General features: G+C 68.5%; 19 protein-coding genes. 14 read left to right on the top strand and 5 right to left on the bottom strand.

All coding sequences use genetic code 11. The features are described from left to right. Positions 1-59 precede the first annotated feature (59 nt). Entirely contained in the window at positions 60-446 is a 387-nt protein-coding gene (locus B128_RS0106550; RefSeq protein ID WP_018111483.1) for a hypothetical protein, read from the top strand. On the opposite strand, the gene B128_RS0106545 is transcribed toward B128_RS0106550, so the two are convergent. Together B128_RS0106545 and purU are read right to left on the bottom strand one after the other, a co-directional pair. Next, positions 443-1,657 carry a S1C family serine protease gene (locus tag B128_RS0106545; protein WP_018111482.1) on the bottom strand — a complete coding sequence of 405 codons (1,215 nt, stop codon included), beginning with the start codon at positions 1,655-1,657 and terminating at the stop codon, positions 443-445. The genes B128_RS0106550 and B128_RS0106545 overlap by 4 nt on opposite strands. A 46-nt stretch (positions 1,658-1,703) precedes the next feature. Further along, positions 1,704-2,561: a formyltetrahydrofolate deformylase gene (gene purU, locus B128_RS0106540; protein WP_018111481.1), complete on the bottom strand. Its 858-nt coding sequence runs from the start codon at positions 2,559-2,561 to the stop codon at positions 1,704-1,706. Between the two features lie 18 nt (positions 2,562-2,579). Between purU and rraA the strand changes: the two genes are divergently transcribed. Continuing rightward, entirely contained in the window at positions 2,580-3,074 is a 495-nt protein-coding gene (rraA, locus tag B128_RS12670) for a ribonuclease E activity regulator RraA (RefSeq protein ID WP_071676674.1), read from the top strand. Here the strand turns inward: rraA and mutL are convergent. Together mutL and mutS are read right to left on the bottom strand one after the other, a co-directional pair. After that, positions 2,968-4,602, bottom strand: a complete 1,635-nt coding sequence (gene mutL / locus B128_RS0106530) for a DNA mismatch repair endonuclease MutL (protein WP_018111479.1) — start codon at positions 4,600-4,602, stop codon at positions 2,968-2,970. The genes rraA and mutL overlap by 107 nt on opposite strands. Positions 4,603-4,654: 52 nt before the next feature. Continuing rightward, positions 4,655-7,090, bottom strand: a complete 2,436-nt coding sequence (gene mutS / locus B128_RS0106525) for a DNA mismatch repair protein MutS (RefSeq protein ID WP_026175074.1) — start codon at positions 7,088-7,090, stop codon at positions 4,655-4,657. Between the two features lie 163 nt (positions 7,091-7,253). On the opposite strand from mutS, the gene B128_RS0106520 reads away from it, so the two are divergent. The 3 genes from B128_RS0106520 to B128_RS0106510 all read left to right on the top strand — a co-directional run bounded on the left by B128_RS0106520 (position 7,254) and on the right by B128_RS0106510 (position 9,699). Beyond that, positions 7,254-8,477, top strand: a complete 1,224-nt coding sequence (locus B128_RS0106520) for a sulfite oxidase (protein ID WP_018111477.1) — start codon at positions 7,254-7,256, stop codon at positions 8,475-8,477. A gap of 86 nt (positions 8,478-8,563) precedes the next feature. Further along, positions 8,564-9,259 (top strand): c-type cytochrome, encoded by a 696-nt coding sequence (locus B128_RS0106515; protein WP_018111476.1) that lies wholly within the window; start codon positions 8,564-8,566, stop codon positions 9,257-9,259. Beyond that, the gene (locus B128_RS0106510; RefSeq protein WP_018111475.1) at positions 9,256-9,699 is read left to right on the top strand and encodes an MOSC domain-containing protein; all 444 of its coding nucleotides are present in this window, start codon (positions 9,256-9,258) and stop codon (positions 9,697-9,699) included. Before B128_RS0106515 ends, B128_RS0106510 begins: the two co-directional genes overlap by 4 nt. A gap of 51 nt (positions 9,700-9,750) precedes the next feature. Here the strand turns inward: B128_RS0106510 and B128_RS0106505 are convergent, their stop codons facing one another. After that, positions 9,751-11,403: a bifunctional metallophosphatase/5'-nucleotidase gene (locus tag B128_RS0106505; RefSeq protein ID WP_018111474.1), complete on the bottom strand. Its 1,653-nt coding sequence runs from the start codon at positions 11,401-11,403 to the stop codon at positions 9,751-9,753. A gap of 194 nt (positions 11,404-11,597) precedes the next feature. Here B128_RS0106505 and B128_RS0106500 point away from each other — a divergent pair, with 194 nt between their 5' ends. From B128_RS0106500 to B128_RS0106460, 9 genes are all read left to right on the top strand, one after another. Continuing rightward, a complete protein-coding gene (locus tag B128_RS0106500; RefSeq protein ID WP_018111473.1) occupies positions 11,598-12,938 on the top strand; it encodes a glutamine synthetase family protein in 1,341 nt (446 codons plus the stop codon). A 146-nt stretch (positions 12,939-13,084) separates the two neighbouring features. Further along, positions 13,085-14,257 carry a branched-chain amino acid ABC transporter substrate-binding protein gene (locus tag B128_RS0106495; RefSeq protein WP_026175073.1) on the top strand — a complete coding sequence of 391 codons (1,173 nt, stop codon included), beginning with the start codon at positions 13,085-13,087 and terminating at the stop codon, positions 14,255-14,257. A 65-nt stretch (positions 14,258-14,322) separates the two neighbouring features. Next, complete coding sequence (locus tag B128_RS0106490) at positions 14,323-15,291, top strand: branched-chain amino acid ABC transporter permease (protein WP_018111471.1); 969 nt, start codon at positions 14,323-14,325, stop codon at positions 15,289-15,291. Continuing rightward, on the top strand, positions 15,288-16,616 hold the full coding sequence (locus tag B128_RS0106485; protein ID WP_018111470.1) for a branched-chain amino acid ABC transporter permease: 1,329 nt from the start codon (positions 15,288-15,290) through the stop codon (positions 16,614-16,616). The genes B128_RS0106490 and B128_RS0106485 overlap by 4 nt, the downstream gene beginning before the upstream one ends. After that, positions 16,613-17,392 carry an ABC transporter ATP-binding protein gene (locus B128_RS0106480; protein WP_018111469.1) on the top strand — a complete coding sequence of 260 codons (780 nt, stop codon included), beginning with the start codon at positions 16,613-16,615 and terminating at the stop codon, positions 17,390-17,392. Before B128_RS0106485 ends, B128_RS0106480 begins: the two co-directional genes overlap by 4 nt. Further along, complete coding sequence (locus B128_RS0106475; RefSeq protein ID WP_018111468.1) at positions 17,389-18,102, top strand: ABC transporter ATP-binding protein; 714 nt, start codon at positions 17,389-17,391, stop codon at positions 18,100-18,102. The genes B128_RS0106480 and B128_RS0106475 overlap by 4 nt, the downstream gene beginning before the upstream one ends. A gap of 84 nt (positions 18,103-18,186) precedes the next feature. Then, on the top strand, positions 18,187-19,695 hold the full coding sequence (locus B128_RS0106470; protein WP_018111467.1) for a glutathione ABC transporter substrate-binding protein: 1,509 nt from the start codon (positions 18,187-18,189) through the stop codon (positions 19,693-19,695). A gap of 61 nt (positions 19,696-19,756) precedes the next feature. Beyond that, entirely contained in the window at positions 19,757-20,677 is a 921-nt protein-coding gene (gene nikB, locus B128_RS0106465) for a nickel ABC transporter permease (protein ID WP_018111466.1), read from the top strand. Next, positions 20,670-21,689: an ABC transporter permease gene (locus B128_RS0106460; protein ID WP_018111465.1), complete on the top strand. Its 1,020-nt coding sequence runs from the start codon at positions 20,670-20,672 to the stop codon at positions 21,687-21,689. The genes nikB and B128_RS0106460 overlap by 8 nt, the downstream gene beginning before the upstream one ends. Positions 21,690-21,726 lie beyond the last annotated feature (37 nt).

Below are 21,726 nucleotides of genomic sequence, written 5' to 3'. Positions count from 1 at the left end.
CAGGACGCGGCAAGCCAGCAGACGGGCCTCCGGCCCAAGGAAGCCCACCCGCCAGGGGGGTGGGTGGGCTCCTCCTGGTCTTGGGGCTTGGCCTCCTCCTCGCCCTGGTGCGGGTGGTGGAGGTGGAGGAAGAAGGGAAGAAGACCTACCTCCTCCTCACCCCCTGGGACAGCGGGCGGGTGGAGTTTATGAACTCGGTAACGGGGAGGCCGGTCCTCCTGGAGTTCCGCCTCGTTCGCGGGTTCCAGGGCTTCAAGGCCTACACCGACCCGGAGACGGAGGCCTACTACACGGGCGGGGAGTACGCCTGGAACCAGGCCCTGGCTCAGGAAAGGCGGCGGGAGCTCCGCTACTGCTCCCAGGTGGGGCTGGCCCTACGGCTGGGCGGCACCTGGTTCCCGGTGGAAGGGGGGTGCCTCAGGGTCCGCCTCCTGTGGCCCCCCTAGCGGAGGACCTGGGGGACCACCTTCAGGGTGAGGGTGCGGCCCTGGCGCCAGACCTCGAGGACCACCGCCTCATTGGGCTTCTTGGCGTAGAGGACCTGGCGTAGCTGGGCGATGGAGGTGAGGGCCACCCCATCCGCCTTGAGGAGCACATCCCCGTCCACCCCCACCTGGAGGGTCTCCCCGCTGGCCAGCTGGACGTAGGCGAAGCGGGTGGGGGGGCGGAGGCCAGCCCGCTCGGCGGGGCTATTTCGCTCCACCTCCTGCACCATGAGGCCGCTTGCGGGCAGGTTGTACTGCTGGCGTAGCCTCTCCGGGTACACGGAGAGGGGGATGAGGGCAACCCCAAGCCGGGGCCGGGAGCGGATGATGGCCTCAGCGGTGAGGGTCTTGCCCGCCCTAAGCTCCGGCAGGTACTGCTTCACCAGGTTGATGGGCAGGGCGAAGCCCACCCCGGCGAACTGGGCCGCCCCCATCTGGCCCGTGGGGGTGAAGATGGCGGTGTTGATGCCGATCACCTCCCCCCGGGAGTTGAGGAGGGGCCCACCGGAGTTGCCAGGGTTGATGGCGGCATCCGTCTGGATCACCTGGGGCACCAGGCCGGAGTCATCCCCGATGGCCCCGGGGTTCTCGCGGATGGCGGAGACAATCCCCTGAGTCACGGTGAACTCCAGGCCAAAGGGGTTACCCATGGCGATGGCCTTCTGCCCCACGCGGATGCGGTCCGAGTCCCCTAGGACCAGAGGCACCAGCTTCTCCCGAGGGGCGTCCACCCGCAGGAGGGCTAGGTCCAGGGGCGGGGCTGCCCCCACCAGGCGGGCGGTGTACTCCTTAGGGTCGTTGTGGAACTTCACCGTGATGCGGCTTGCCCCCTCCACCACGTGGTAGTTGGTGAGGATGTAGCCCTCCTTGTCAATGACGAACCCTGAGCCCGTGCCCTCCTGGGGAGGCAGGAAGGGGGCAAAGAACTCAAACCCCGGGGGAAGCTGCACGTTCTGGGGGCGGGCCACCACCCCTACGTACACCACTCCGTCCCCGTAGCGCTCCACGATTTCCACGGTGTTGCGCTCGTACTCCAGAAGCCCGGCCTCGGCAGGGGCCGCCTGGGAAGCCTGGGGACGCTGGGTCTGCCCGTTCCCAAGCCCCCACCAGAGCACCGCCCCGGCCATGAGGGAGAGCACCAGAAAACCCACGAAAGAACGCCCGAGGTTCATGCGCCACCTCCTGGCCTTACCCTAAGCCCCGGGGGTTAGGGGGCGATTAGACGAAGACCACGGTCTTGTTGCCGTGGACGATCACCCGGTCCTCCAGGTGCCAGCGCACCGCCCGGGCCAGGACCGTGCGTTCCAACTCCTGGCCGATCCGCCGCAGGTCCTCCACGGAGTGGCGGTGGGAGACCCGGGCCACGTCCTGCTCAATGATGGGGCCGGCGTCCAGCTCCTCGGTCACGTAGTGGGCCGTGGCCCCGATGAGCTTCACCCCCCGCTCGTGGGCCTGGCGGTAGGGATTGGCCCCGGCGAAGGCGGGGAGGAAGGAGTGGTGGATGTTGAGGATGCGCATGGGGTAGCGGGCCACGAAGGCCGGGGAGAGGATCTGCATGTAGCGGGCCAGGATCACCACCTCCACCCCCGCGGCCTCGAGGAGGTCAAGGATGCGCTCCTCGGCCTCCTCCTTGCGTCCCGGCTCCACGGGTACGTGGTGGTAGGTCACCCCGAAGCGCTCCACCTCCTCCCGGTGGTGGGGGTGGTTGGAGACCACCAGGCGCAGGTCCATGGGCAACTCTCCCACCCGATAGCGCCAAAGGAGTTCCAGCAGGGCATGGGCCGGCCGGGAGACCAGGATGGCCGCCCGCTTGGGCTCCGAGGCGTAGGCCAGGCGCCAGGCCATGGCGAAGCGCTCGGCCACCACCTCCTGGAAGGCCCGCTCCAGGGCGGGGCGGGAGAGGTCCAGGTGCGGGGTGGTGAAGGCCACCCGCATGAAGAAGGTCCCCCCTTCGGGATCGGTGGAGTGCTGCTGCAAATCCGTGATGTTGGCCCCATGGGCGTAGAGGAAGCCCGAGACCGCGGCCACGATGCCGGGGCGGTCCGGGCAGGTGATGAGGAGCCGCGCCTCGTCCATGGGGGCTACTATATACCCATGGCATGGCGCACCACGGACCTTTCCGATGCCCATCCTGAGGCAGAGGCCCTACCCATGGTCTTCCGGGACTTCGGCGGCAAAACCCACTTTTTCGGCCGGGTCCGGACCCTAAAGGTCTTTGAGGACAACGCCCTGGTGCGAAGGGTGCTGGAGGAGGGAGGCCAGGGCCAGGTCCTCTTCGTGGACGGGGGAGGTTCCCTGCGCACCGCCCTTTTGGGAGGGAACCTGGCCCGGCTGGCCTGGGAGCGGGGCTGGGCGGGCGTGGTGGTCCACGGGGCGGTGCGGGATGCGGTGGAGCTGAAGGAGGTGCCCATCGGCGTCCGCGCCCTGGCCGCCACCCCCAAAAAAAGCGCCAAGGAGGGGAAGGGGGAGGTGGATGTGCCCCTCAGCCTCCTTGGGGTGAGGGTTCTTCCGGGGAGCTTTCTCGTGGCCGATGAGGACGGGATTCTCCTCCTGCCCGGGCCCCCGAGCGGCGGCCAAAGCGGCGGATGAGGTCCTCCTCCCTAAGGGCCAGGAGCACCGGCCGGCCGTGGGGGCAGACCCAAGGGGTCTCGCAGGCCAGGAGGGCGTCCAGAAGGGCCTGGCCCTCGGCCCGGCCCAGGGGGTGACCGGCCTTCAGGGCGGGCAGGCAGCTCAGGCGGGCCAGGAGGTCCTTGAGGCTCCTCCCCTCCCCCCTTAGGGCCTCGCGGAAGACCTCGGGCAGGAGCAGGGGGTAGGGGTGGAGAAAGGGGGGGGCGGCCAGGAGCCGCACCCGCCCCGGGCCGAAGGGCTCGTAGGCGAAGAGGGGGGCTGGGTGCCCCTCCTCTAAGAGGGCTTCCTCCTCGGGGGCGAGCTCCACCAGGACCGGGCGGGGCAGGGGGCGTAGCCCCTCTTCCCCAAGCCTCCGCTGGAACTCCTCAAAGATCACCCGCTCGTGGGCCGCGTGCTGGTCCACCACGTAGAGGGTGTCCCCCGCCTCGGCCAGGAGGTAGCTCTCCCGGAACTGGCCCAGGTAGCGTAGCCGGGGGAGGCCCGAGGGCGTGGGGGGCAGGAGGGGCAGGAGGGGCTTGGGCTCCGGCAGGGCCCGGGCCAGGCTGTGGCGCTGGAAGGTCTCCCGCAGGGCCTCCTCCAGGAAGGCCTCTACCCCTTCCGCCACGGCCACCTCCTCCTTGCGGGCGTCCAGGCGCAGGCGGAAGGCCTCTGGGGGAAGGGTAAGGTTGACCACCCCGAGGGGGAAGTGCCCCTCGGGGAGAAGCTCGCGGTAGGCCCGGCGCAGGGCCCTAAGGAGCCCCTCGGGCCAGGCCACGGGGCGGCCATTCACCGCCAGGAAGAGGAGGTCGGGCCGGGTGCGGGAGGCCTGGGGGCCGGAAAGGAGGCCTAGTAGGTGCATCTCCCCTTGGTGGGCCTCGAGGGGAATAAGCCTCTGGGCCAGGACCCGGCCAAAGGCCAGCCGGGCCGCTTCCTTGAGGCCCGAACCCGGGAAAAGGAGCCGGGCCTCCCCCTCCACGAAGAGGGCCAGGGAGAGGTGGGGGTGGTGGAGGAGGTAGCGCCTGAGGAGCTCCTGCACCCCCCGGGCCTCCCGCGCCGGGTCCCGCCCCTCTCCCCGGAAGAGGCCCAGGACCTCCACCCGGGTGCCCGGGGGGGCTGGCACCTCCTGGAGGGCCACCTCCTCCCTCGAGGCCAGGAGGAGCCCGCCCCCCACCTGCCCCCGGGGGCGGGAGCGGAGGCGCAGGTGGGCCGCCTGCCTAAGGGCATAAAGGGCCTGGCCGCGGAAGCCCAGGGTGGCGATGCGCTCAGGGGTCTCCAGCTTGCTGGTGGCGTAGGGCTCCACGGCCAGGGGAAGCTCGGCCAGGGGGATGCCCGCTCCGTCGTCCTCCACCACCAGCCGCTCCAGGCCCCCACCCCAAAGCTCCACCCGCACCCTCTTGGCCCCCGCGTCCAGGGCGTTTTCCAAAAGCTCCCGCACCGCGTCCTTTACGGAAAGGAGCACCTCCCCCCGGGCCAGAAGGCCCCGGAGGGACTCGGGCAGGGGCCGGATCATGGAGCCCCCACCCGGGCCAGCGGGGAAGCAGGCCCGCGGCGCGGCCAGACCCTCACCCCTTCATGGTACCCAAGGGGGTCCCCAGGACCAAGGCCCTGAGCTCGTGGAGGAGGCGGAGGGCCTCCAGAGGGGTGAGGCGGTCGGGGTCCAAGGCCAGGAGCCTCTGCAAAACCGCCTCCCCCGGCCCCTCTCGCCGGGCGGCCATGGCCCTGAGGAGGTGCTGGGCCCGCTCCACCACCTCCTTGGGCAGGCCGGCCATCCGGGCCACCTCCACCCCGTAGCTCTTGGAGGCAGGGCCCGGCAGGACCTGGTGGTAGAAGGTAAGCCCCCCCTCCTCCTCCTTGGCGGCCACGTGCAGGTTCCTAAGCCGGGGTAGGGGCAAGGCGGTGAGCTCAAAGTAGTGGGTGGCAAAAAGGGCGTAGCAACCCCGCTCGTGCAGGGCCTCAGCCACGGCGGTGGCGATGGCCACCCCATCCAGGCTGGAGGTGCCCCGCCCCACCTCGTCCAGGAGGACCAGGCTCCGCTCCGTGGCCTCCTTGAGGATGAGGGCCACCTCCTCCATCTCCACCATGAAGGTGCTCCGCCCCCCGGCCAGGTCGTCGGAGGCGCCGATGCGGGTGAGGATGCGGTCAAAAAGGGGAAGCTCCGCCTCCTCCGCGGGAACGAAGCTCCCCATCTGGGCCAGCAGGGCGATGAGGGCGGTCTGGCGCAAAAAGGTGCTCTTCCCCGCCATGTTGGGCCCGGTGACCAGCACGAGCTCCCCCGCCATCTCCAGGTCGTTGGGGACGAAGACCGTGCGGCGTTCCACCACCGGGTGGCGCCCGGCGCGGATGCGAAGGCGCTCTCCGAAGCGGGGCCTGGTGTACCCGTGGCGCACGGCCACCTCGGCCAAGGCGGCGAAGACGTCCAGCTCGGCCAGCACCCGGGCCGCCTCCCTGAGGGCCTCGGCCTCCTTCTTGGCCTTCTCCCGCACCTCCAGGAAGACCTCCTCCTCCCGGCGGCGGATCTGGGCCTCGAGGCGGTAGAGCTCCCGTTCCCGCTCCTTGATCTCCGGCAGGGTGTAGCGCTGCCGGTCCTTGAGGGTCTGCACCGCCTTGTACTCCGGGGGGACCCGGTCGTAATAGGGCCGGGTCACCTCCAGGTGGTAGCCGAAGACGGCGTTGTAGCCCACCTTCAGGGTGGGGATGCCGGTGCGCTCCCGCTCCCTTTCCTCCAGGGCCAGGAAGTAGGCCACCCCCTCCCGGTGGGCCTGGCGCAGGGCGTCCAGGTGGGGGTCGTACCCCTCCCGGATGAGCCCCCCCTCGGAGAGCTTCAGGGGGGGGTCGTCCACCAGGGCAGCCCGGAGCTCCGCCAGGAGGAAGGAGAGCTCGGGAAGCCCCACCTCCTCCCCCAGGAGGGCCTTGAGCTCGGGCAGGATCTCCAGGCTGCGGCGCAGGGCAGCCAAATCCCTAGGCCCCGCCCGCCCCAGCTCCAGCCGGGTGGCGAGCCGCTCCAGGTCGGCCAGGCGGAAGAGGAGGCGCCGCACCCCTTCCCGAAGGGTGCCCTCCCGCACGAAGGCCTCCACCCGGTCAAGCCGGGCCTCCAGGGGCCCCCGGTCCAGGAGGGGATGGCGGAGCCAGGCCTGCAGGAGCCTGCGGCCCGGGGCGGTGCGGGTCTCGTCCAGGACGCCGAAGAGGGTGTCCTGCCCCCGCAGGGGTTCAAAGACCTCCAAAGCCCGCAGGGTGGCCTCGGGCAGGCGCATGAAGGCCCCGGGGTCGTAGAAGCGGAAAGGCCTGGGGACAAAACTTCCCCCCTGCGTCCGGGCGGCATAGCGGAGAAGCGCCCCCTGGGCCCGGCGCAAGGCCAGGGGGCCTTCCCCTTCCGGGTCAAAGGGGGCCTCGGAGAGCATCACCGGGAAGCGCTTGCGGAACTCCTCCAGGAAGGCCTCGTTCTCCCGCAGCTCGGGGGCCAGGAGGACCTCGGCGGGCCGGTGGCGGAAAAGCTCGTCGTAAAGAGCACTCTTGCTCTGCAAGAGCGTTCCCTTGAACTCCCCGGTGGACACATCCAGGAAGGCCACGCCAAAGCCGTCCCCCGTGGCCACCGCCGCCAGGTAGTTGGCCTCCTTGGGGAGAAGGGTCTCCTGGACCAGGGTGCCCGGGGTGAGGAGCTGGGTCACCTCCCGGCGCACCAGGCCCTCGGCCTCCTCCGCCGGCTCCACCTGGTCGGCCACCGCCAGGCGGAAGCCCATCTTGAGGAGGCGCTCCGCGTAGCCGTCAAAGGCCCGGATGGGGATGCCCGCCATGGGGGTGGTGAAGTCCTTGCTGGACTTGTGGGTGAGGGCCAGGCCCAGGGCGCGGGCCAGGCGCTCGGCGTCCTCGCCAAAGCACTCGTAGAAGTCCCCCACCTGGAAGAGGAGGAGGTACTCGGGGTAGCGGTCCCGGAGCTCCACGTACTGCTGCAGGAGGGGAGGGAGGGGACCCGGGCCTTCGCCCTTGAGCATGTCCTCCATGATACGCCTCCCCATACCCCCCTGTAGACTCCTTGACCTTTCCCTTAGCTATGGGCTTCAGGAGGGCAAACCCTCACTTGACAGGGGTAAGGTGTGCCGCCTAGATTGGGGGCAACCGGAAAGCGGGGACAAAAGTCCCCCCGGCTCGCACGGGAGGCAAGGTATGGAAAAGGTGAACCGGCGCACCACCTTGAAGCTCATGGGCCTGGGCGCGGCGGTGCTGGCCGCGGGGGGACGAGGGCTGGCCCAGCAGGCCCCCACGGCGGACCAGCTGGTAAAGGGCAAAAACGCCAAGCTGATCGTGCTCTCCCAACGCCCCATCGTCCTGGAGACCCCCTACGACCTCCTGGCCGCCAACCCCGAGCGCACCCCCAAAGAGCTCCTCTACATCCGCAACAACGTGGACCTGCCCGGGTACAACACCGTGGAGGGGGCGAACCTGGAGGGCTGGAAGATCCAGGTGGGGGGCCTGGTGGACAAGCCCTTTACCTTTGAGGCCAAGGAGCTCCTGACCCTCCCCCAGCACGAGGTCACCATGGTCCTGCAGTGCTCGGGGAACGGGCGCACCCTCTACCAGCCCCGCCCTTCGGGCAACCCCTGGAAGCGGGGTGGGGTGGGCAACGTCACCTTCCGCGGCGTGCGCCTCAAGGACCTCCTGGCCGCCAAGGGGGTGAAGCTGGGGGAGAAGGCCTTGCACATCACCGCCCACGCCAGCCGCCAGGGGAACGCCCCCGAGTTCGTGCGCTCCGTGCCCATCCACGCCCTGGAAAACGCCCTGCTAGCCCTCTCCATGAACGGGGAGCCCCTGCCCGCGGTGCACGGGGGGCCGGTGCGGCTGGTCTTCCCCGGGTACTTCGGGGTGAACAACGTGAAGTGGGTGGAGAAGATTGAGTTCACCGAGGGGGAGAACACCACCGCCGAGCAGATGCCCCGCTACCGGGTGCCCACCATCCCCAACACCAGCCTCCCCTTCCTCCCCCAGGAGCCGGGCAAGACCTACCCCTACAACTTCGCCAACTCCCGCTCCAACTGGCTGGTAACCCTCAACAGCTTCATCTTCGCCCCCCTCGAGGGCCAGACCGTCCGGGGCCCCTACGTGCGGGTGGAGGGGGTGGCCTTCAACGACGGCATCGCCCCCATCGTGAGCGTGGAGGTGTCCACCAACGGCGGCCGCACCTGGCACCAGGCCGAACTGGAGCGCAAGGAGAAGACCTTCGGCTGGGTGCGCTGGCGGGCCACGGTCTACCTGCGGCCCGGGGCCCACGAGGTCATGGCCCGGGCCTGGGACGCCTTGGGCCGTAGCCAGCCCCTGGACGGCAACATCGCCTGGAACGAGCGGGGCTACGAGTACAGCGGCGTGATGCGGGTGAACTTCACCGTGGCCTGAGGCTTGCGGTTGCCCCCGGGGGTTTCCCCGGGGGCTTTGTGGGCCGCCCCATGGCGGCCCCAAGAAGAGGGAGGTAGTCTTTACCCATGAGGAAAACCCTGGTTCTTTTGGGCGCCTTGGCCCTGGGGCTTGGCGGGTACTGGGCCTTGAGCCAGTACACCCTCCCCGAGGGCCCGGGCAAGGAGCTGGTCCTGGCCAAGTGCCAGGCCTGCCACGACATCGGCTTCGTGGCCCGGGAGCGGCTCTCCCGGGAGCGCTGGGACGCCATCATGACCGAGATGGTCTCCCGCGGCCTCCAGGTCACCCCCGAGGAACGGGGGGCCATCCTGGACTACCTGGCCCTCTACCTGGGCACCCAGCCGCCGCCCGCCCCGGCCCCGGTGGCGGCCGCCCCCGCCTCCAAGACGGGGGCCCAGGTCTACGCCAACTGCCTGGGCTGCCACGGCCCCCAGGGCGAGGGCAACCCCCCCATCTTCCCGCCCTTGAAGGGCCACACGGAAAAGCTCCTAAAGGCCCAGGGAGGCCGGGACTACCTCCTCCTGGCCGTGCTCTATGGGGTCCAGGGAACCCTGAAGATTGAGGGGCAGGAGTATAGCGGCATCATGCCGGGGTTTGCCTGGCTCTCCGACGAGGACCTGGCCCTGGTGCTGAACCACCTGGCCGCCTGGGGCGCCCCCCAGGGCTTCAAGGCCTACGCCCCCGAGGAGGTCAAGGCCGCCCGGGCCAAACCCCTCACCCCCGAGGAGGTCCTCAAGCTCCGCCAGGGGCTCAAGCTGCCATGACGGGCCGGGTGGTCTCCCTGCACCTGGGCACCACCCCGGGGCTTCCCAAGCCCCCGGTGGAGGCCCTGGAGCTGGTGGCCGGGTTTGGCGCCAGGGGGGACCGGCACGCGGGCAAGGACCCCGACCGGGCGGTTTTGGTGGCGGGGCTTTCCGCCTACGAGAAGGCCCTTGGCGCCGGGATTACCCTGCCCTATGGCGCCCTGGGGGAAAACCTCCTCCTGGACCTGGACCCCCACGGGCTACCCCCAAAGGCCCGGCTCCAGGTGGGGGAGGCCCTTCTGGAGCTGGCCCAGGTCTGCACCGTGTGCCAGAGCCTCTCCCAGTTTGACCTCCGCCTGCCCAAGCTCCTCTTTGGCGGCCGTGGGCTCTATGCCCGGGTGCTGGTGGGGGGCTTGGTGCGGGTGGGAGACCCGGTGCAGGTTCTGACCCCTGCAGGATAAGGGGACGGAAAGACCCCCCGGGGCTGGCCCCGGGGGGTCTGGCCTTGGGGCCTAAGCCCCCACCAGGCCCCCGTAGGCCCAGTAAGCGGGCTTTTCCCCACGGGGCTCGTTCAGCACCTCAATCCGCCCCTCCAGCCCTGCCTCCACCACCCTGAGCTCCCGGAGGTAGTCCATGAAGCTTTCGGCGTCGCTGAAGCCGGTGTCCACCCTATAGCCCTGGGCCTCCTTGAGCACGGTGAAGCCATCGCCCCCGGCGGCGATGAAGTTGTTGACCACCACCCGGTAGGTGGCCTCGAGGTCCAGGGGACGGAAGCCCTGGGGCGTCTTCACCTCCACCCGCACCACCCGGTCCCCCGCCGGCCGGGAAAGGTCAAAGGCGTAGCGCAGGCCGGCCACCTGGAGGAAGCGGCCCGCGGTCTGCTCCCACTGGGAGACCCCGTTCTCCAGGGCGGCCTTGATCTCCTTACCCTTCAGGTCCATGACCACCAGGGTGTTGCCGAAAGGCAGGACCTCGTAGACCTTACCCACGGTGATGGGCCCCTTGGGGATGGAGGCGCGGATGCCCCCGCCGTTTTGCAGGGCAATCTGCACCCCGGCGTTTTTGGTCTTCCAGAGCATGCCGTCGGCGATCAGGTTGCCCAGGTTGCTCTCCCGCCGCCGCACGATGGCCCGCTCGCCCACCAGGTCCACCCGGGCCTCGGCGATCACCTGGCCCATGAGGGCCATCACCGGCTGGGCGTAGGCCATGAGGGCCTCCTTGGCGAAGAAGTCCTCGGGGGCCACCTGGGGGATCATGAGGAAGGGCTCCCCCTTGTAGGCCACCACCTCCCCCTTGGGGCCGAAGGTGACCTCGAGGACCCCCACCACCTTGCCCCACTCCCAGGCCTGCACCACCAGGACGTCCTTGCCCTCGGGGTTCTTCACCACCGTGGGGTAGGGACCCGCCGGGGTGAGCTCCCGGTGGGGGAAGCTTCCCAGGAGGGTGTGGGAGTGGCCGCCCACGATCACCTGGGCCCCCACCAGCCGCCGGGCCAGCTTCAGGTCCTCCCCGTAGCCCAGGTGGGAGAGGACCACGATCTTGTTCACCCCCTGCTTAAGCAGCTCAAAGACCGCCTTCTGGGCGCTTTCGTAGGGGTCCAGGAAGTCCACCGTGGGCCCGGGGTTGGCAATCTCCCGGGTGTCCGGGGTGGTGAGGCCGATCACCCCCACCTTCTCCCCCCCCACGCTCAGGACGGCATAGGGGGCGATCAGCCCCTTGAGCCTTGGCTCCCGCTCCACCCCCACGTTGGCGGAGACCACCTTGAACTTGGTCCCCCGCAAAAACTCGGCCAGGGGGCCAGGGCCCAGGTCAAACTCGTGGTTGCCCAGGGCCATCACCCGGTAGAGCATGCGGTGCATGAAGTAGCGGTCGGCCAGCCCCCGGTACTGGTTGAAGTACAGGGTGCCCTGGAAGACGTCCCCCGCGTCCAGGAGGAGGAGGTTGCGCCGCTGGGCCCGGAGGCGGTCCAGGAAGGCCACCCGCTGGGCCACACCCCCCACCTTGACCCGCTGCCCGGAGAGGGTGAGCTCCATGGGCTCCAGGTGAGCGTGGGTGTCGTTGGTGTGCACCAGGGTCAGGGTGAAGGCCCCCTGGGCCCGCCCCAGGCCAAGCCCCAAAGCCCCCAGGGCCGCTCCCGCTTTCAATAGGTTGCGCCGTTTTACCATAAGCCCCTCCACCGACCAGTCTATTCGCCCCTGGGTCAGGAAAGGGTCAAGAGGGACCCGGCCGGGCGTCCGGGATTTTTGGCACGCCCGTTCAGCAAAGACTTGACATCATGCAGATTTATGCCGTACACTCTGCACAACCTGCCCGGGTTGTTGGCGAAAAACCCTGGGCAAGGCGGCAAAGGAGGCGGAAGATGGGGTACACCAAGGCAGAGATCCTCAAGGCGCTGAAAGAGGAAAAGGTCACTTTCCTGCGGTTGCAGATCACCGACATCCTCGGGGTGGTGAAGAACGTGGAGGTGCCGGCCTCCCAGTTTGAGAAGGCCCTGGACGGGGAGATCATGTTTGACGGCTCCTCCATTGAGGGCTTCACCCGCATTGAGGAGTCGGACATGCTCCTCAAGCCCGACTACAACACCTTCGTCATCCTGCCCGACCTGGTGGAGGACCCCACGCGGGGGCGGGTGGCCCGGCTCATCTGCGACGTCACCTACCCCGATGGCCGTCCCTTTGAGGGGGACCCCCGGTACGTGCTGAAGCGCCAGGTGGAGCGCCTGCAGAAGCTGGGGTTTGACAACATGTACGCCGGCCCCGAGCCCGAGTTCTTCCTCTTCCTGCGCACCCCCGAGGGCCTGCCCACGGTGGAGACCCACGACAAGGCGGGCTACTTTGACCTGGCCCCGGTGGACAAGGGGGAGGAGGCCCGGCGGGACATGGTGAACGCCCTGGTGGCCATGGGCTTTGAGATTGAGGCCTCCCACCACGAGGTGGCCCCCGGGCAGCACGAGATTGACTTCAAGTACGCCGATGCCCTCACCACCGCGGACAACATCGCCACCTTCAAGTGGGTGGTGAAGCGGGTGGCCCTGAACCATGGCCTCCACGCCACCTTCCTGCCCAAGCCCATCCGCGGCATCAACGGCAGCGGCATGCACACCCACCTCTCCCTCTTCAAGGACGGGCAGAACGCCTTCTTTGACCCCAACGCCGAGTACCAGCTCTCCAAGACCGCCCTCCACTTCATCGCCGGGCTCCTGGAGCATGCCGAGGGCATGGTGGCCATCACCAACCCCCTGGTGAACTCCTACAAGCGCCTCACCCCGGGGTACGAGGCCCCCACCAACATCGCCTGGTCCGCCTCCAACCGCTCCGCCATGATCCGCATCCCCGCCCGCCGGGGGGTGGGCACCCGGGCGGAGCTCAGGATGCCCGACCCCTCCTCCAACCCCTACCTGGCCCTGGCGGTCATGGCCGCCGCCGCCATTGACGGCATTGAGCGGAAGCTCCTGCCGCCCCCGCCCATCCAGCGCAACATCTACCAGATGAGCGTGCGCGACCGCCGCAAGCACAAGATCCGCGAGCTCCCCGGTACCCTGCGGGAGGCCCTCGAGGCCCTGAGGAAGGACCCTGTGATCCGCGAAGCCCTGGGGGAGCATGTCTACACCCACTTCCTCCAGGCCAAGCAGATGGAGTGGGACGACTACCGGGTCACGGTCCACCAGTGGGAGCTGGACCAGTACCTGGCCACGTACTGAGAAGGGGTATGGCTCCCTCCCTTCCCCGGGGAAGGGAGGGATTGACCCATGGGTCAGGCATAAACATTCACCGGGGGCATTGACAAAGCCCGCTACCCCCCCCTTAGAATGGGGCCGCAACGCGAACGCGTGCTTGGGAGGTGCCTATGAGGAAAATCGGCCTTCTGGTAGCAGGTGTAGCCGCCTTGGGCATGGCGTTGGGCCAGGCCAACGTCATCAAGATCGCCACCCAGTCCCCCCTCTCTGGCCCCCAGGCCGCCCTGGGGGAGCAGATCAAGCTGGGGGCGGAGCTGGCGGTGGAGGAGGCCAAGGCCAAGTTCAAGGCCCTGGGCTTTGACCTGGTCCTGGTACCCTACGACGACCAGGCCAACCCCGACGTGGGCGTGGCCAATGCCAACCGCATCATCAACGACCCCGACATCCTGGGCGTGGTGGGCCACCTGAACTCCGGCGTGGCCATCCCCTCCAGCGAGGTCTACGCCCGGGTGGGCCTGGTCATGGTCTCCCCGGCCAACACCAACCCCCGGGTCACCGACCGCCGGCTTCCCAACGTGAACCGCATCTGCGGGCGGGATGACGTGCAGGGGCCGGTGGGGGCGGAGTACGCCTTCAACAACCTGAAGGTGAAGAACGTCTTCGTCATCCACGACAAGACCGCCTACGGCCAGGGGCTGGCCGAGGAGTTCAGGAAGCGCCTCGAGGCCCTGGGCGGCAAAGCGGTGGCCTTCGTGGGCACTGAGGAGCAGTCCAATTTCGTGCCCATCATCAACCAGATCCGCGGCGCCCGTCCCACCCCTGAGCTCATCTACTTCGGGGGCATCTACAGCCAGATTGGGCCCTTCCTGAAGCAGCTCCGGGAGCGGGGCCTCAAGACCCGGCTCATGGGCGGCGACGGCCTGGACTCCAGCGAGTTCCTGCGCCTGGCGGGTGCGCAAAACGCTGCCGGCACCTACTACACCACCGTGGCCGGCCCCGTCTCCGCCTTCCCCAAGGCCAAGGCGGTGGCGGAGCGCTTCAAGCAGAAGTTCGGCAAGGACATGGAGGGCTTCGGCATCTACGCCTACGACTCCGCCAACGTGATCCTCACCGCCCTCGAGGCCGCCATCAAGGCCGCCGGGGGCAAGAAGCCCACCCGGGAGCAGGTGGCCCAGGAGGTGCGCAAGGTCAAGATGGAGGGCCTCACCGGGGCCATTGAGTTTGACGACAAGGGCGACAACAAGAAGGCCAAGTACTTCGTCATGCAGGTGGCCAGCACCGGCAACTGGGCCGACAACAAGCTGATCCGCACCATTGAGATGGCGGCCCCCGGCGCCAGGTAAACTCTGCCCAAGCCTCAAGGGGGTGGCCTCGAGGCCACCCCCTTGGCCCGGAGAAAGGAGGCGTTTTGCTAGAACAGATTCTGGCTCTACTCCCCCAGGTCATCTTTGACGGCTTTGTGCTGGGGTTCGTCTACGCCATGGTGGCTCTGGGATACACCATGGTGTACGGCGTACTGGAGCTCATAAACTTTGCCCACTCCGAGATCTTCATGATCGGAGCCGTGGTGGGGGTGGAGGTCTTCCGCTACCTGGCCCCCCACGTGGGGAATGGCTTCCTCCTGCTCCTTTTGGCCCTCCTCCTGGGCGGGGCCATCGCCGGGCTCACCGCCATCCTGGTGGAGCGTTTCGCCTACCGCCCCCTGCGCAAGCGGGGCACCACCAACCGCCTGGTGCCCCTCATCACCGCCATCGGGGTCTCCTTCATCCTGCAGGACCTGGTGCGGCTCATTGAGGGGCTCTGGCACAACGAGTTCTTCCTGCGCATGCGCACGGTGGAGGACCTGGAGGGCTCGGTGAGCCTCTTCGGGGGGGCCATCTTCGCCCAGACCAAATCCTTCGTCCTCATGGGGGTCTCCATCCTCATGCTCCTGGGCCTCACCTACCTGGTGAACCGCACCAAGCTGGGGGTGGCCATCCGCGCCGTGGCCCAGGACCTCTCCACTGCCAGCCTCATGGGCATTGACCCCGACCGCATCATCTCCCGCACCTTCCTCATCGGGGGCTCCTTGGGCGGGGTGGCGGGGGTGCTCTTTGCCCTGCAGTACACCACCATCACCCCCTACGTGGGCTTCCTGCCCGGCCTCAAGGCCTTCACCGCCGCGGTCCTGGGGGGCATCGGCAACATTCCCGGGGCCATGCTGGGCGGGCTGGTGCTGGGCCAGCTGGAAAACTTCTTCGGCACCTACCTGCCCATCCTCACAAACGGCAACTTCGGCACCGAGTACAAGGACGTGGTGGCCTTCCTCATCCTGATCCTCATCCTCCTCCTGCGGCCCCAAGGCCTCCTGGGACAGGTGGTCAAGGAGAAGGTATGAGCGCCCTTTCCCTCCTCCTCAGCCTGGCCTACCTGGGCCTGGCCTTCCTGGCCCCTGGGGCCCTAGCCAACCTGTTCGGCCTGGGGGCCCTGGCGGCGGCGGCCTTTTTGCGCCTCTCCCCCAACCTCAGGACCCTGAACCTGGCCCTCCTCACCCTGGCCTTCACCGTGGGCCTGGTGCGCTCAGGGAACACCCTGGGCCTCATCGGCCTGGTGGGCATCCTGGTGGCCCTCACCACCCTGCCCCGGGTCCCCACCTGGATCCGAGCGGCCCTGGGCCTGGCCATCCTCCTCATCAGCGTGCCCCTGGCGGGCTTCGCCAACACCTTCGTCTTTGAGCTGGGCATCCAGATCGGCATCTACGCGGCCATGGCCCTGGGGCTCAACGTGGTGGTGGGCATGGCGGGGCTTCTGGACCTGGGCTATGCCGCCTTCTTCGCCGTGGGGGCCTACACCTGGGCCATCTTCGGCAGCCAGCAGGCCAAGAACTTCATGGCGGGCAACTTCCCCTTGCCTGGGGAGTACATCTACCCCTTCATGCTGATCGCCATCGCCACCACCGCCCTGACGGGCCTCCTCATCGGCCTGCCCGCCCTCCGCCTCCGGGGGGACTACCTGGCCATCGTCACCCTGGGCCTGGGGGAGGTGGTGCGCATCCTGGCCAACAACCTGGACCACCCCATCAACTTCACCAACGGCCCCCAGGGCATCACCCCCATCCAGCGCCCGCCCATTGACTGGTTCCGCGAGCTGATGGCCGCCATGGGGGTGCGCCTGGACCAGACCACGGACTACCAGCTCTTCTTCTACCTCCTGGTCCTCCTCATGATCGGTCTGGTGGTGCTGGTGAACGTGAACCTGGCCAACTCCCGCTTCGGCCGGGCCTGGGTGGCCATCCGCGAGGACGAGATCGCCGCCCGTTCCATGGGCATCCCCCTCCTGCCCACCAAGCTCCTGGCCTTCATGACCGGGGCGGCCTTTTCCGGGGTCATGGGGGTGATCTTCGCCGCCCAGCGCACCTTCGTCTCCCCCGAGTCCTTCACCCTTTTGGCCTCCATCACCATCCTGGGCATGGTGATCCTGGGCGGGATGGGGTCCATCCCCGGGGCCATCCTGGGGGCGGCCGCCCTCACCATCCTCAACCTGGACGTGCTCAAGACCTTCAGCGAGTTCGTGCGCACCAGCCTGCCCCAGATCCCGAGCCAGGTGGACCCCGCCAAGTACGAGCGCCTGGTCTTCGGCCTTATCCTGGTGCTGATGATGATCTTCCGCCCGGAGGGGCTCATCCCCGAGAAGCGGCACAAGGCGGAGATGGAGGAAGCATGAAGGCCCTCGAGGTCGCCCACGCCACCAAACGCTTCGGCGGCCTGGTGGCCGTCAACGACGTGAGCCTCACCGTGAACCAGGGGGAGATCTTCTCCGTCATCGGCCCCAACGGGGCGGGCAAGACCACCTTCTTCAACCTCCTCACCGGCATCTACGCCCCCGACGAGGGGAAGATTCTCCTCTTCGGCAAGGACATCACCGGCTTCCCCCCCGACCGGGTGGCCAAGGAAGGGGTGGGGCGCACCTTCCAGAACATCCGCCTCTTCGGGGCCATGACCGTGCTGGAAAACCTCCTGGTGGGCATGCACATCCACATCCGCGTGCCCTACTTCCACGCGGTCTTCCGCACCCCCCTGGCGCGGCGGGAGGAGAAGCGGGCCGAAGAGGAGGCCAAGCGCCTCCTGGAATACGTGGGTCTCCTCCACCGCAAGGACGAGCTGGCCAAAAACCTCCCCTACGGGGAACAGCGCAAGCTGGAGATCGCCCGGGCCCTGGCCCTAAAGCCCCGGCTTCTCCTCCTGGACGAGCCCGCCGCCGGCATGAACCCCAAGGAGACCGAGGAGCTCCAGCACTTCATCGGGCGGCTACGGGAGGAGCTTGGCATCACCATCGTGCTCATTGAGCACGACATGCGCCTGGTGATGCGCATCTCCGACCGCATCGCCGTCTTGGAGTACGGCTCCAAGATCGCCGAGGGCACCCCGGAGGAGGTGCGGCAGAACCCCCGGGTCATCGAGGCCTACCTGGGCAAGGGGGCGGCAGGAGGTGCGGCATGAGCCTCCTGGAACTCCGGGGCGTCCACACCTACTACGGCCACATCCACGCCCTGAAGGGGGTCTCCCTGAAGGTGGAGGAAGGGGAGATCGTCACCCTGATTGGCTCCAACGGGGCGGGCAAGAGCACCACCTTGCGCACCATCAGCGGCCTGGTGAAGCCGCGGCAGGGGGAGGTGCTCTTCCAGGGCCGGCCCATCCACCGCCTCCCTGCCCACCAGATCGTGGCCCTGGGGGTGGGGCACGTGCCCGAGGGGCGGCGGATCTTCCCCCGGCTCACCGTGGAGGAGAACCTGGAGATCGGGGCCTACCTGGAGACGGACCGCAAGGTGGTTCAGGAGCGGAAGGACCAGGTCTTCGCCCTCTTCCCCCGGCTCTACGAGCGGCGGGGCCAGAAGGGAGGCACCCTCTCCGGCGGGGAGCAACAGATGCTGGCCATCGGCCGGGCCCTCATGCAAAACCCCCGGATCCTCCTCATGGACGAGCCTTCCATGGGCCTGGCCCCGGTGCTGGTGGACTTCATCTTTGAAACCATCCAGAAGCTGAACCAGGAGGGCAAGACCATCCTCTTGGTGGAGCAAAACGCCCGGCTGGCCCTGCAGATCGCCCACCGGGGCTACGTGCTGGCCACGGGGGAGATCACCCTCTTTGGGCCTGCCCGGGAGCTGGCGCAAAACCCCGAGGTGCAGAAGGCCTACCTGGGGGAAGGCTGAGCCCATACCCCGGCTTGCGCCCCCGGAAGGGGGCGCATTATACTTGGCCTGAATTACAAGGGTGGTCCCCAGAAAGGAGCGAGTATGAGAAAGCTGTTCCTGGCCCTCGGTTTACTGGCCCTGGCGGGTGCCTGGGCCCAGCAACGCCTGGTGGTGGCCCAAGGCACCGACCCCATCACCCTGGACGCCCCCCTGGCCCAGGACTCCCCTTCGGCCACAGTGGTAACCCACATCAGCGAAACCCTCTTTGAACTCACCCCCGAGGGGCGGATCGTCCCCCTCCTGGCCGAGGGGCATAGCTTTTCCGACGGGGGCAAGACCCTCACCATCCGCCTCAAGCGGGGCATCACCTTCCACGACGGCACCCCCTTCAACGCCGAGGCGGTGAAGTTCAACCTGGAGCGCTTCGTCTCCCGGGAGCTGGCCAGCCCCTTCGCCTTCCTGCTCTCCGAGCTGGAGCGGGTGGAGGTGGTGGACAGCCACACGGTGCGGCTACGCCTCAAGAACCCCTTTGCCCCGGTGCTGGCCCACCTGACCCACAGCTCCACTGCCATGCAGAGCCCCACGGCCATCCAGCGCTTCGGGGCCCAGTACCGGGACAACCCCGTGGGCACCGGTCCCTACCGCTTCCAGGCCTGGCAGAAAGGGCAGTTCGTGGACCTGGTGCGCAATGAGAACTACTGGGGCGAAAAACCCGCCATCCCCCAGGTGCGCTTCATCCCCGTACCCGAGGGGACCACGCGGGTGGCCCTGGTGGAGACGGGACAGGCCCACGTGGCGGTGCGCATCCCGCCCCAGGACATCCCCCGGCTCCAGGCCAACCGGGCCATTGAGGTGGTGCGCACCCCCAGCCTGCGCACCATCTACATCTACTTCAACACCCAGCGCCCCCCCTTCAACGACGTGCGGGTGCGGCAGGCCCTGAACCACGCGGTGAACCGGGAGGAGATCCTGCAGTTCGTCCTGGGAGGGATTGGCCGTATCTCCGATGCCCCCATCGCCCCCAGCATCTTTGGCTATGCCAGCATCGGCCGCTACGAGTACAACCCCCAGCGGGCCCAGGAGCTGTTGCGCCAGGCAGGGGTGAGCACCCCCCTGCGCATCACCCTGCACTGCCCCACGGGCCGCTACTTCCAGGACATCCAGGTGTGTGAGGCCATCCAGGGCCAGCTGCGGCGGGTAGGGGTGGAGGCCACCATCCAGACCATGGAATGGGGGGCCTACCTGCAGGAGACCCAGCGGCCCCTGAAGGAAAACCGGATCCAGATGGCCATGCTGGGCTGGGGCACGGTGACGGGGGATGCGGACTACGGCCTCTACCCCCTCTTCCACTCCAGCCAGTGGGCCCCGGGCTTTAACCGGGCCTTCTACAAGAACGCCGAGGTGGACAAGCTGCTGGCCCAGGCCCGCATCTCCACCCTGCCCCAGGGCAGACAGCAGCTCTACCGCGAGGCCATGACCCGCATCTTCCGGGATGCCCCTTGGCTCTTCCTCCACTCCGAGGTGCAGGTGACCGCCATCCGCCAGGAGGTCCAGGGCTTCATCGTCCACCCCACGGAGCGCTACCTGGCCTACAAGGCCCGCTTCCGCTAGGAGGCCCCATTGCCCCTACCCCGTGGGGGGGTACCCCCCACGGGGTAAGGTGCGGAGGAACATGTTCACCTACGCTCTTCGCCGCCTGCTGATCGCCGTGCCCACCCTGTTCGGGGTGGTGCTCCTGGTCTTCCTCATGGTGCGCCTGGCCCCGGGGGACCCGGCGGTGCTCCTGGCGGGGGAGTTCGCCACGCCGGAGACCCTCGAGGCCATCCGGGCCCGCTACGGCCTGGACAAGTCCCTCCCCGAGCAGTTTGCCATCTATCTGGGAGCCCTCCTACAGGGCGACCTGGGCGAGTCGGCCCGGAGCCGCCGCCCCGTGCTCCTGGAGCTAAGGACCTACTTCCCCAACACCGTGGAGCTGGCCAGCGCCGCCATCCTGGTGGCCCTCCTCTCGGGCATCCCCCTGGGCATCCTGGCCGCCCTGCGCCCGGGAAGCGGGCTGGACCTTTTCGTGATGGTCCTGGCCCTCCTGGGGGTCTCCATGCCCGTCTTCTGGTTTGGGCTTTTGGCCATCCTCATCTTCTCCGTGGAGCTGGGCTGGTTCCCCGTGGCCGGCAAGGGCACCCTGGCCCACCTGGTCCTGCCCGCCATCACCCTGGGGGTGAACGCCACCGCCCTCCTGGCCCGCATGACCCGGGGCACCCTCCTGGAGGTGCTCTCCCAGGACTACATCCGCACCGCCCGGGCCAAGGGCCTGGCGGAGCGGGTGGTCATCTTCAAGCATGCCCTCAGAAACGCCCTCATCCCCGTGGTCACGGTGGCGGGCCTGGAGTTCGGTAGCCTCCTGGCAGGGGCAGTCATCACCGAGACCATCTTCGCCTGGCCGGGCATCGGCCAGCTCCTGGTGGGCTCCATCCTGGCCAGGGACTACCCCGTGGTCCAAGGGGCCGTGCTCCTGGTGGCCGTCAGCTTCATCCTGGTCAACCTGCTGGTGGACCTCCTCTACGCCTGGATTGACCCGAGGGTGCGCTATGACTAGACCCCTGCGCCGCTTCCTGAGAAACCGCCTGGCCCAGGCGGGCCTGGTCCTGCTGGGGCTCTACCTCCTCGGGGGCGTGCTCGCCCCCCTCCTCGCCCCCTACTCCCCCTACACCCAGGACCTGCGGGCGGCCTACGTGCCCCCCCTGGCCGGGGTGAGCCTGCGGGGACCAGAGGGGCAGATAGGCCTCTTCGTGAGCCCGGTCTTCCGGCATCCCCTGGAGGGGGTCCAGGTCCGCTGGGAGGAGAAGTACCCCGTGCGGCTTTGGGTGCGGGGGGAGGAGTGGCGCTGGTTTGGCCTTACGGGCAACCTCCACCTCTTCGGGGTGGAGGGCCCGGTGCGCCTCTACCTCCTGGGCACGGACGAGCAGGGCCGGGACCTCTTCTCCCGCATCCTCTACGGCATCCCCGTCTCCCTCACCATCGGGCTGGTGGCCGTGGGCATCGGGCTTCTCCTGGGAGCCCCTCTGGGAGCCCTCTCCGCCTACTTCGGGGGGCGGATAGATCTCCTGGTCCAGCGCCTGGTGGACGTGATGCTGGCCTTTCCCGGCATCCTCTTGGCCATCGTCCTGGTGGCCATCCTGGGCACGGGGCTGGGGAATGCCATGATCGCCGTGGGCATCGCCGCCATCCCCATCTACGCCCGGCTGGTGCGGGGCGTGGTCCTCTCCCTGAAGGCCCTGGACTACGTGGAGGCCGCCCGTGCCCTGGGAGCAAGCCACGCCCGCATCCTCCTCCGCCACCTCCTCCCCAACGCCCTGGGGCCCATCCTGATCCAAACCAGCCTGCAGATGGCCATCGCCATCCTCTTCGCCGCCGGCCTGGGCTTCCTGGGCCTGGGGGCCAGACCCCCGGAGCCCGAGTGGGGGCTGATGCTGGCCCGGGGACGGGAGTACCTGGCGGTGGCCCCGCACGTGGCCACGTTCCCGGGGCTGGCCATCGTGGGCTTGGTCCTGGCCTTCAACCTCCTGGGCGACGCCCTGCGGGACGCCCTGGACCCCAGGAGCCGCTAGCCCGCCCTCCTACCCCCGGCCAAGGCTTAAAAAAGGC

It is taken from the genome of Thermus igniterrae ATCC 700962, from assembly GCF_000376265.1.
Classification (GTDB): Bacteria; Deinococcota; Deinococci; order Deinococcales; family Thermaceae; genus Thermus; species Thermus igniterrae.
The sequence above is the reverse complement of the archived record's forward strand: the minus strand, read 5'-3'. Positions and strand labels throughout refer to the sequence as shown.

What these genes read in the sequence shown, in the direction of transcription:
- B128_RS0106515 (WP_018111476.1), top strand. Translation starts at nt 8,564, where the DNA reads ATGAGGAAAACCCTGGTTCTTTTGGGCGCCTTGGCCCTGGGGCTTGGC.
- B128_RS0106545 (WP_018111482.1), bottom strand. Translation starts at nt 1,657, where the DNA reads ATGAACCTCGGGCGTTCTTTCGTGGGTTTTCTGGTGCTCTCCCTCATG.
- B128_RS0106480 (WP_018111469.1), top strand. Translation starts at nt 16,613, where the DNA reads ATGAAGGCCCTCGAGGTCGCCCACGCCACCAAACGCTTCGGCGGCCTG.
- B128_RS0106475 (WP_018111468.1), top strand. Translation starts at nt 17,389, where the DNA reads ATGAGCCTCCTGGAACTCCGGGGCGTCCACACCTACTACGGCCACATC.
- B128_RS0106510 (WP_018111475.1), top strand. Translation starts at nt 9,256, where the DNA reads ATGACGGGCCGGGTGGTCTCCCTGCACCTGGGCACCACCCCGGGGCTT.
- B128_RS0106505 (WP_018111474.1), bottom strand. Translation starts at nt 11,403, where the DNA reads ATGGTAAAACGGCGCAACCTATTGAAAGCGGGAGCGGCCCTGGGGGCT.
- B128_RS0106485 (WP_018111470.1), top strand. Translation starts at nt 15,288, where the DNA reads ATGAGCGCCCTTTCCCTCCTCCTCAGCCTGGCCTACCTGGGCCTGGCC.
- B128_RS0106460 (WP_018111465.1), top strand. Translation starts at nt 20,670, where the DNA reads ATGACTAGACCCCTGCGCCGCTTCCTGAGAAACCGCCTGGCCCAGGCG.
- nikB (WP_018111466.1), top strand. Translation starts at nt 19,757, where the DNA reads ATGTTCACCTACGCTCTTCGCCGCCTGCTGATCGCCGTGCCCACCCTG.
- B128_RS0106470 (WP_018111467.1), top strand. Translation starts at nt 18,187, where the DNA reads ATGAGAAAGCTGTTCCTGGCCCTCGGTTTACTGGCCCTGGCGGGTGCC.
- rraA (WP_071676674.1), top strand. Translation starts at nt 2,580, where the DNA reads ATGGCATGGCGCACCACGGACCTTTCCGATGCCCATCCTGAGGCAGAG.
- purU (WP_018111481.1), bottom strand. Translation starts at nt 2,561, where the DNA reads ATGGACGAGGCGCGGCTCCTCATCACCTGCCCGGACCGCCCCGGCATC.
- mutS (WP_026175074.1), bottom strand. Translation starts at nt 7,090, where the DNA reads ATGGAGGACATGCTCAAGGGCGAAGGCCCGGGTCCCCTCCCTCCCCTC.
- B128_RS0106495 (WP_026175073.1), top strand. Translation starts at nt 13,085, where the DNA reads ATGAGGAAAATCGGCCTTCTGGTAGCAGGTGTAGCCGCCTTGGGCATG.
- mutL (WP_018111479.1), bottom strand. Translation starts at nt 4,602, where the DNA reads ATGATCCGGCCCCTGCCCGAGTCCCTCCGGGGCCTTCTGGCCCGGGGG.
- B128_RS0106520 (WP_018111477.1), top strand. Translation starts at nt 7,254, where the DNA reads ATGGAAAAGGTGAACCGGCGCACCACCTTGAAGCTCATGGGCCTGGGC.
- B128_RS0106500 (WP_018111473.1), top strand. Translation starts at nt 11,598, where the DNA reads ATGGGGTACACCAAGGCAGAGATCCTCAAGGCGCTGAAAGAGGAAAAG.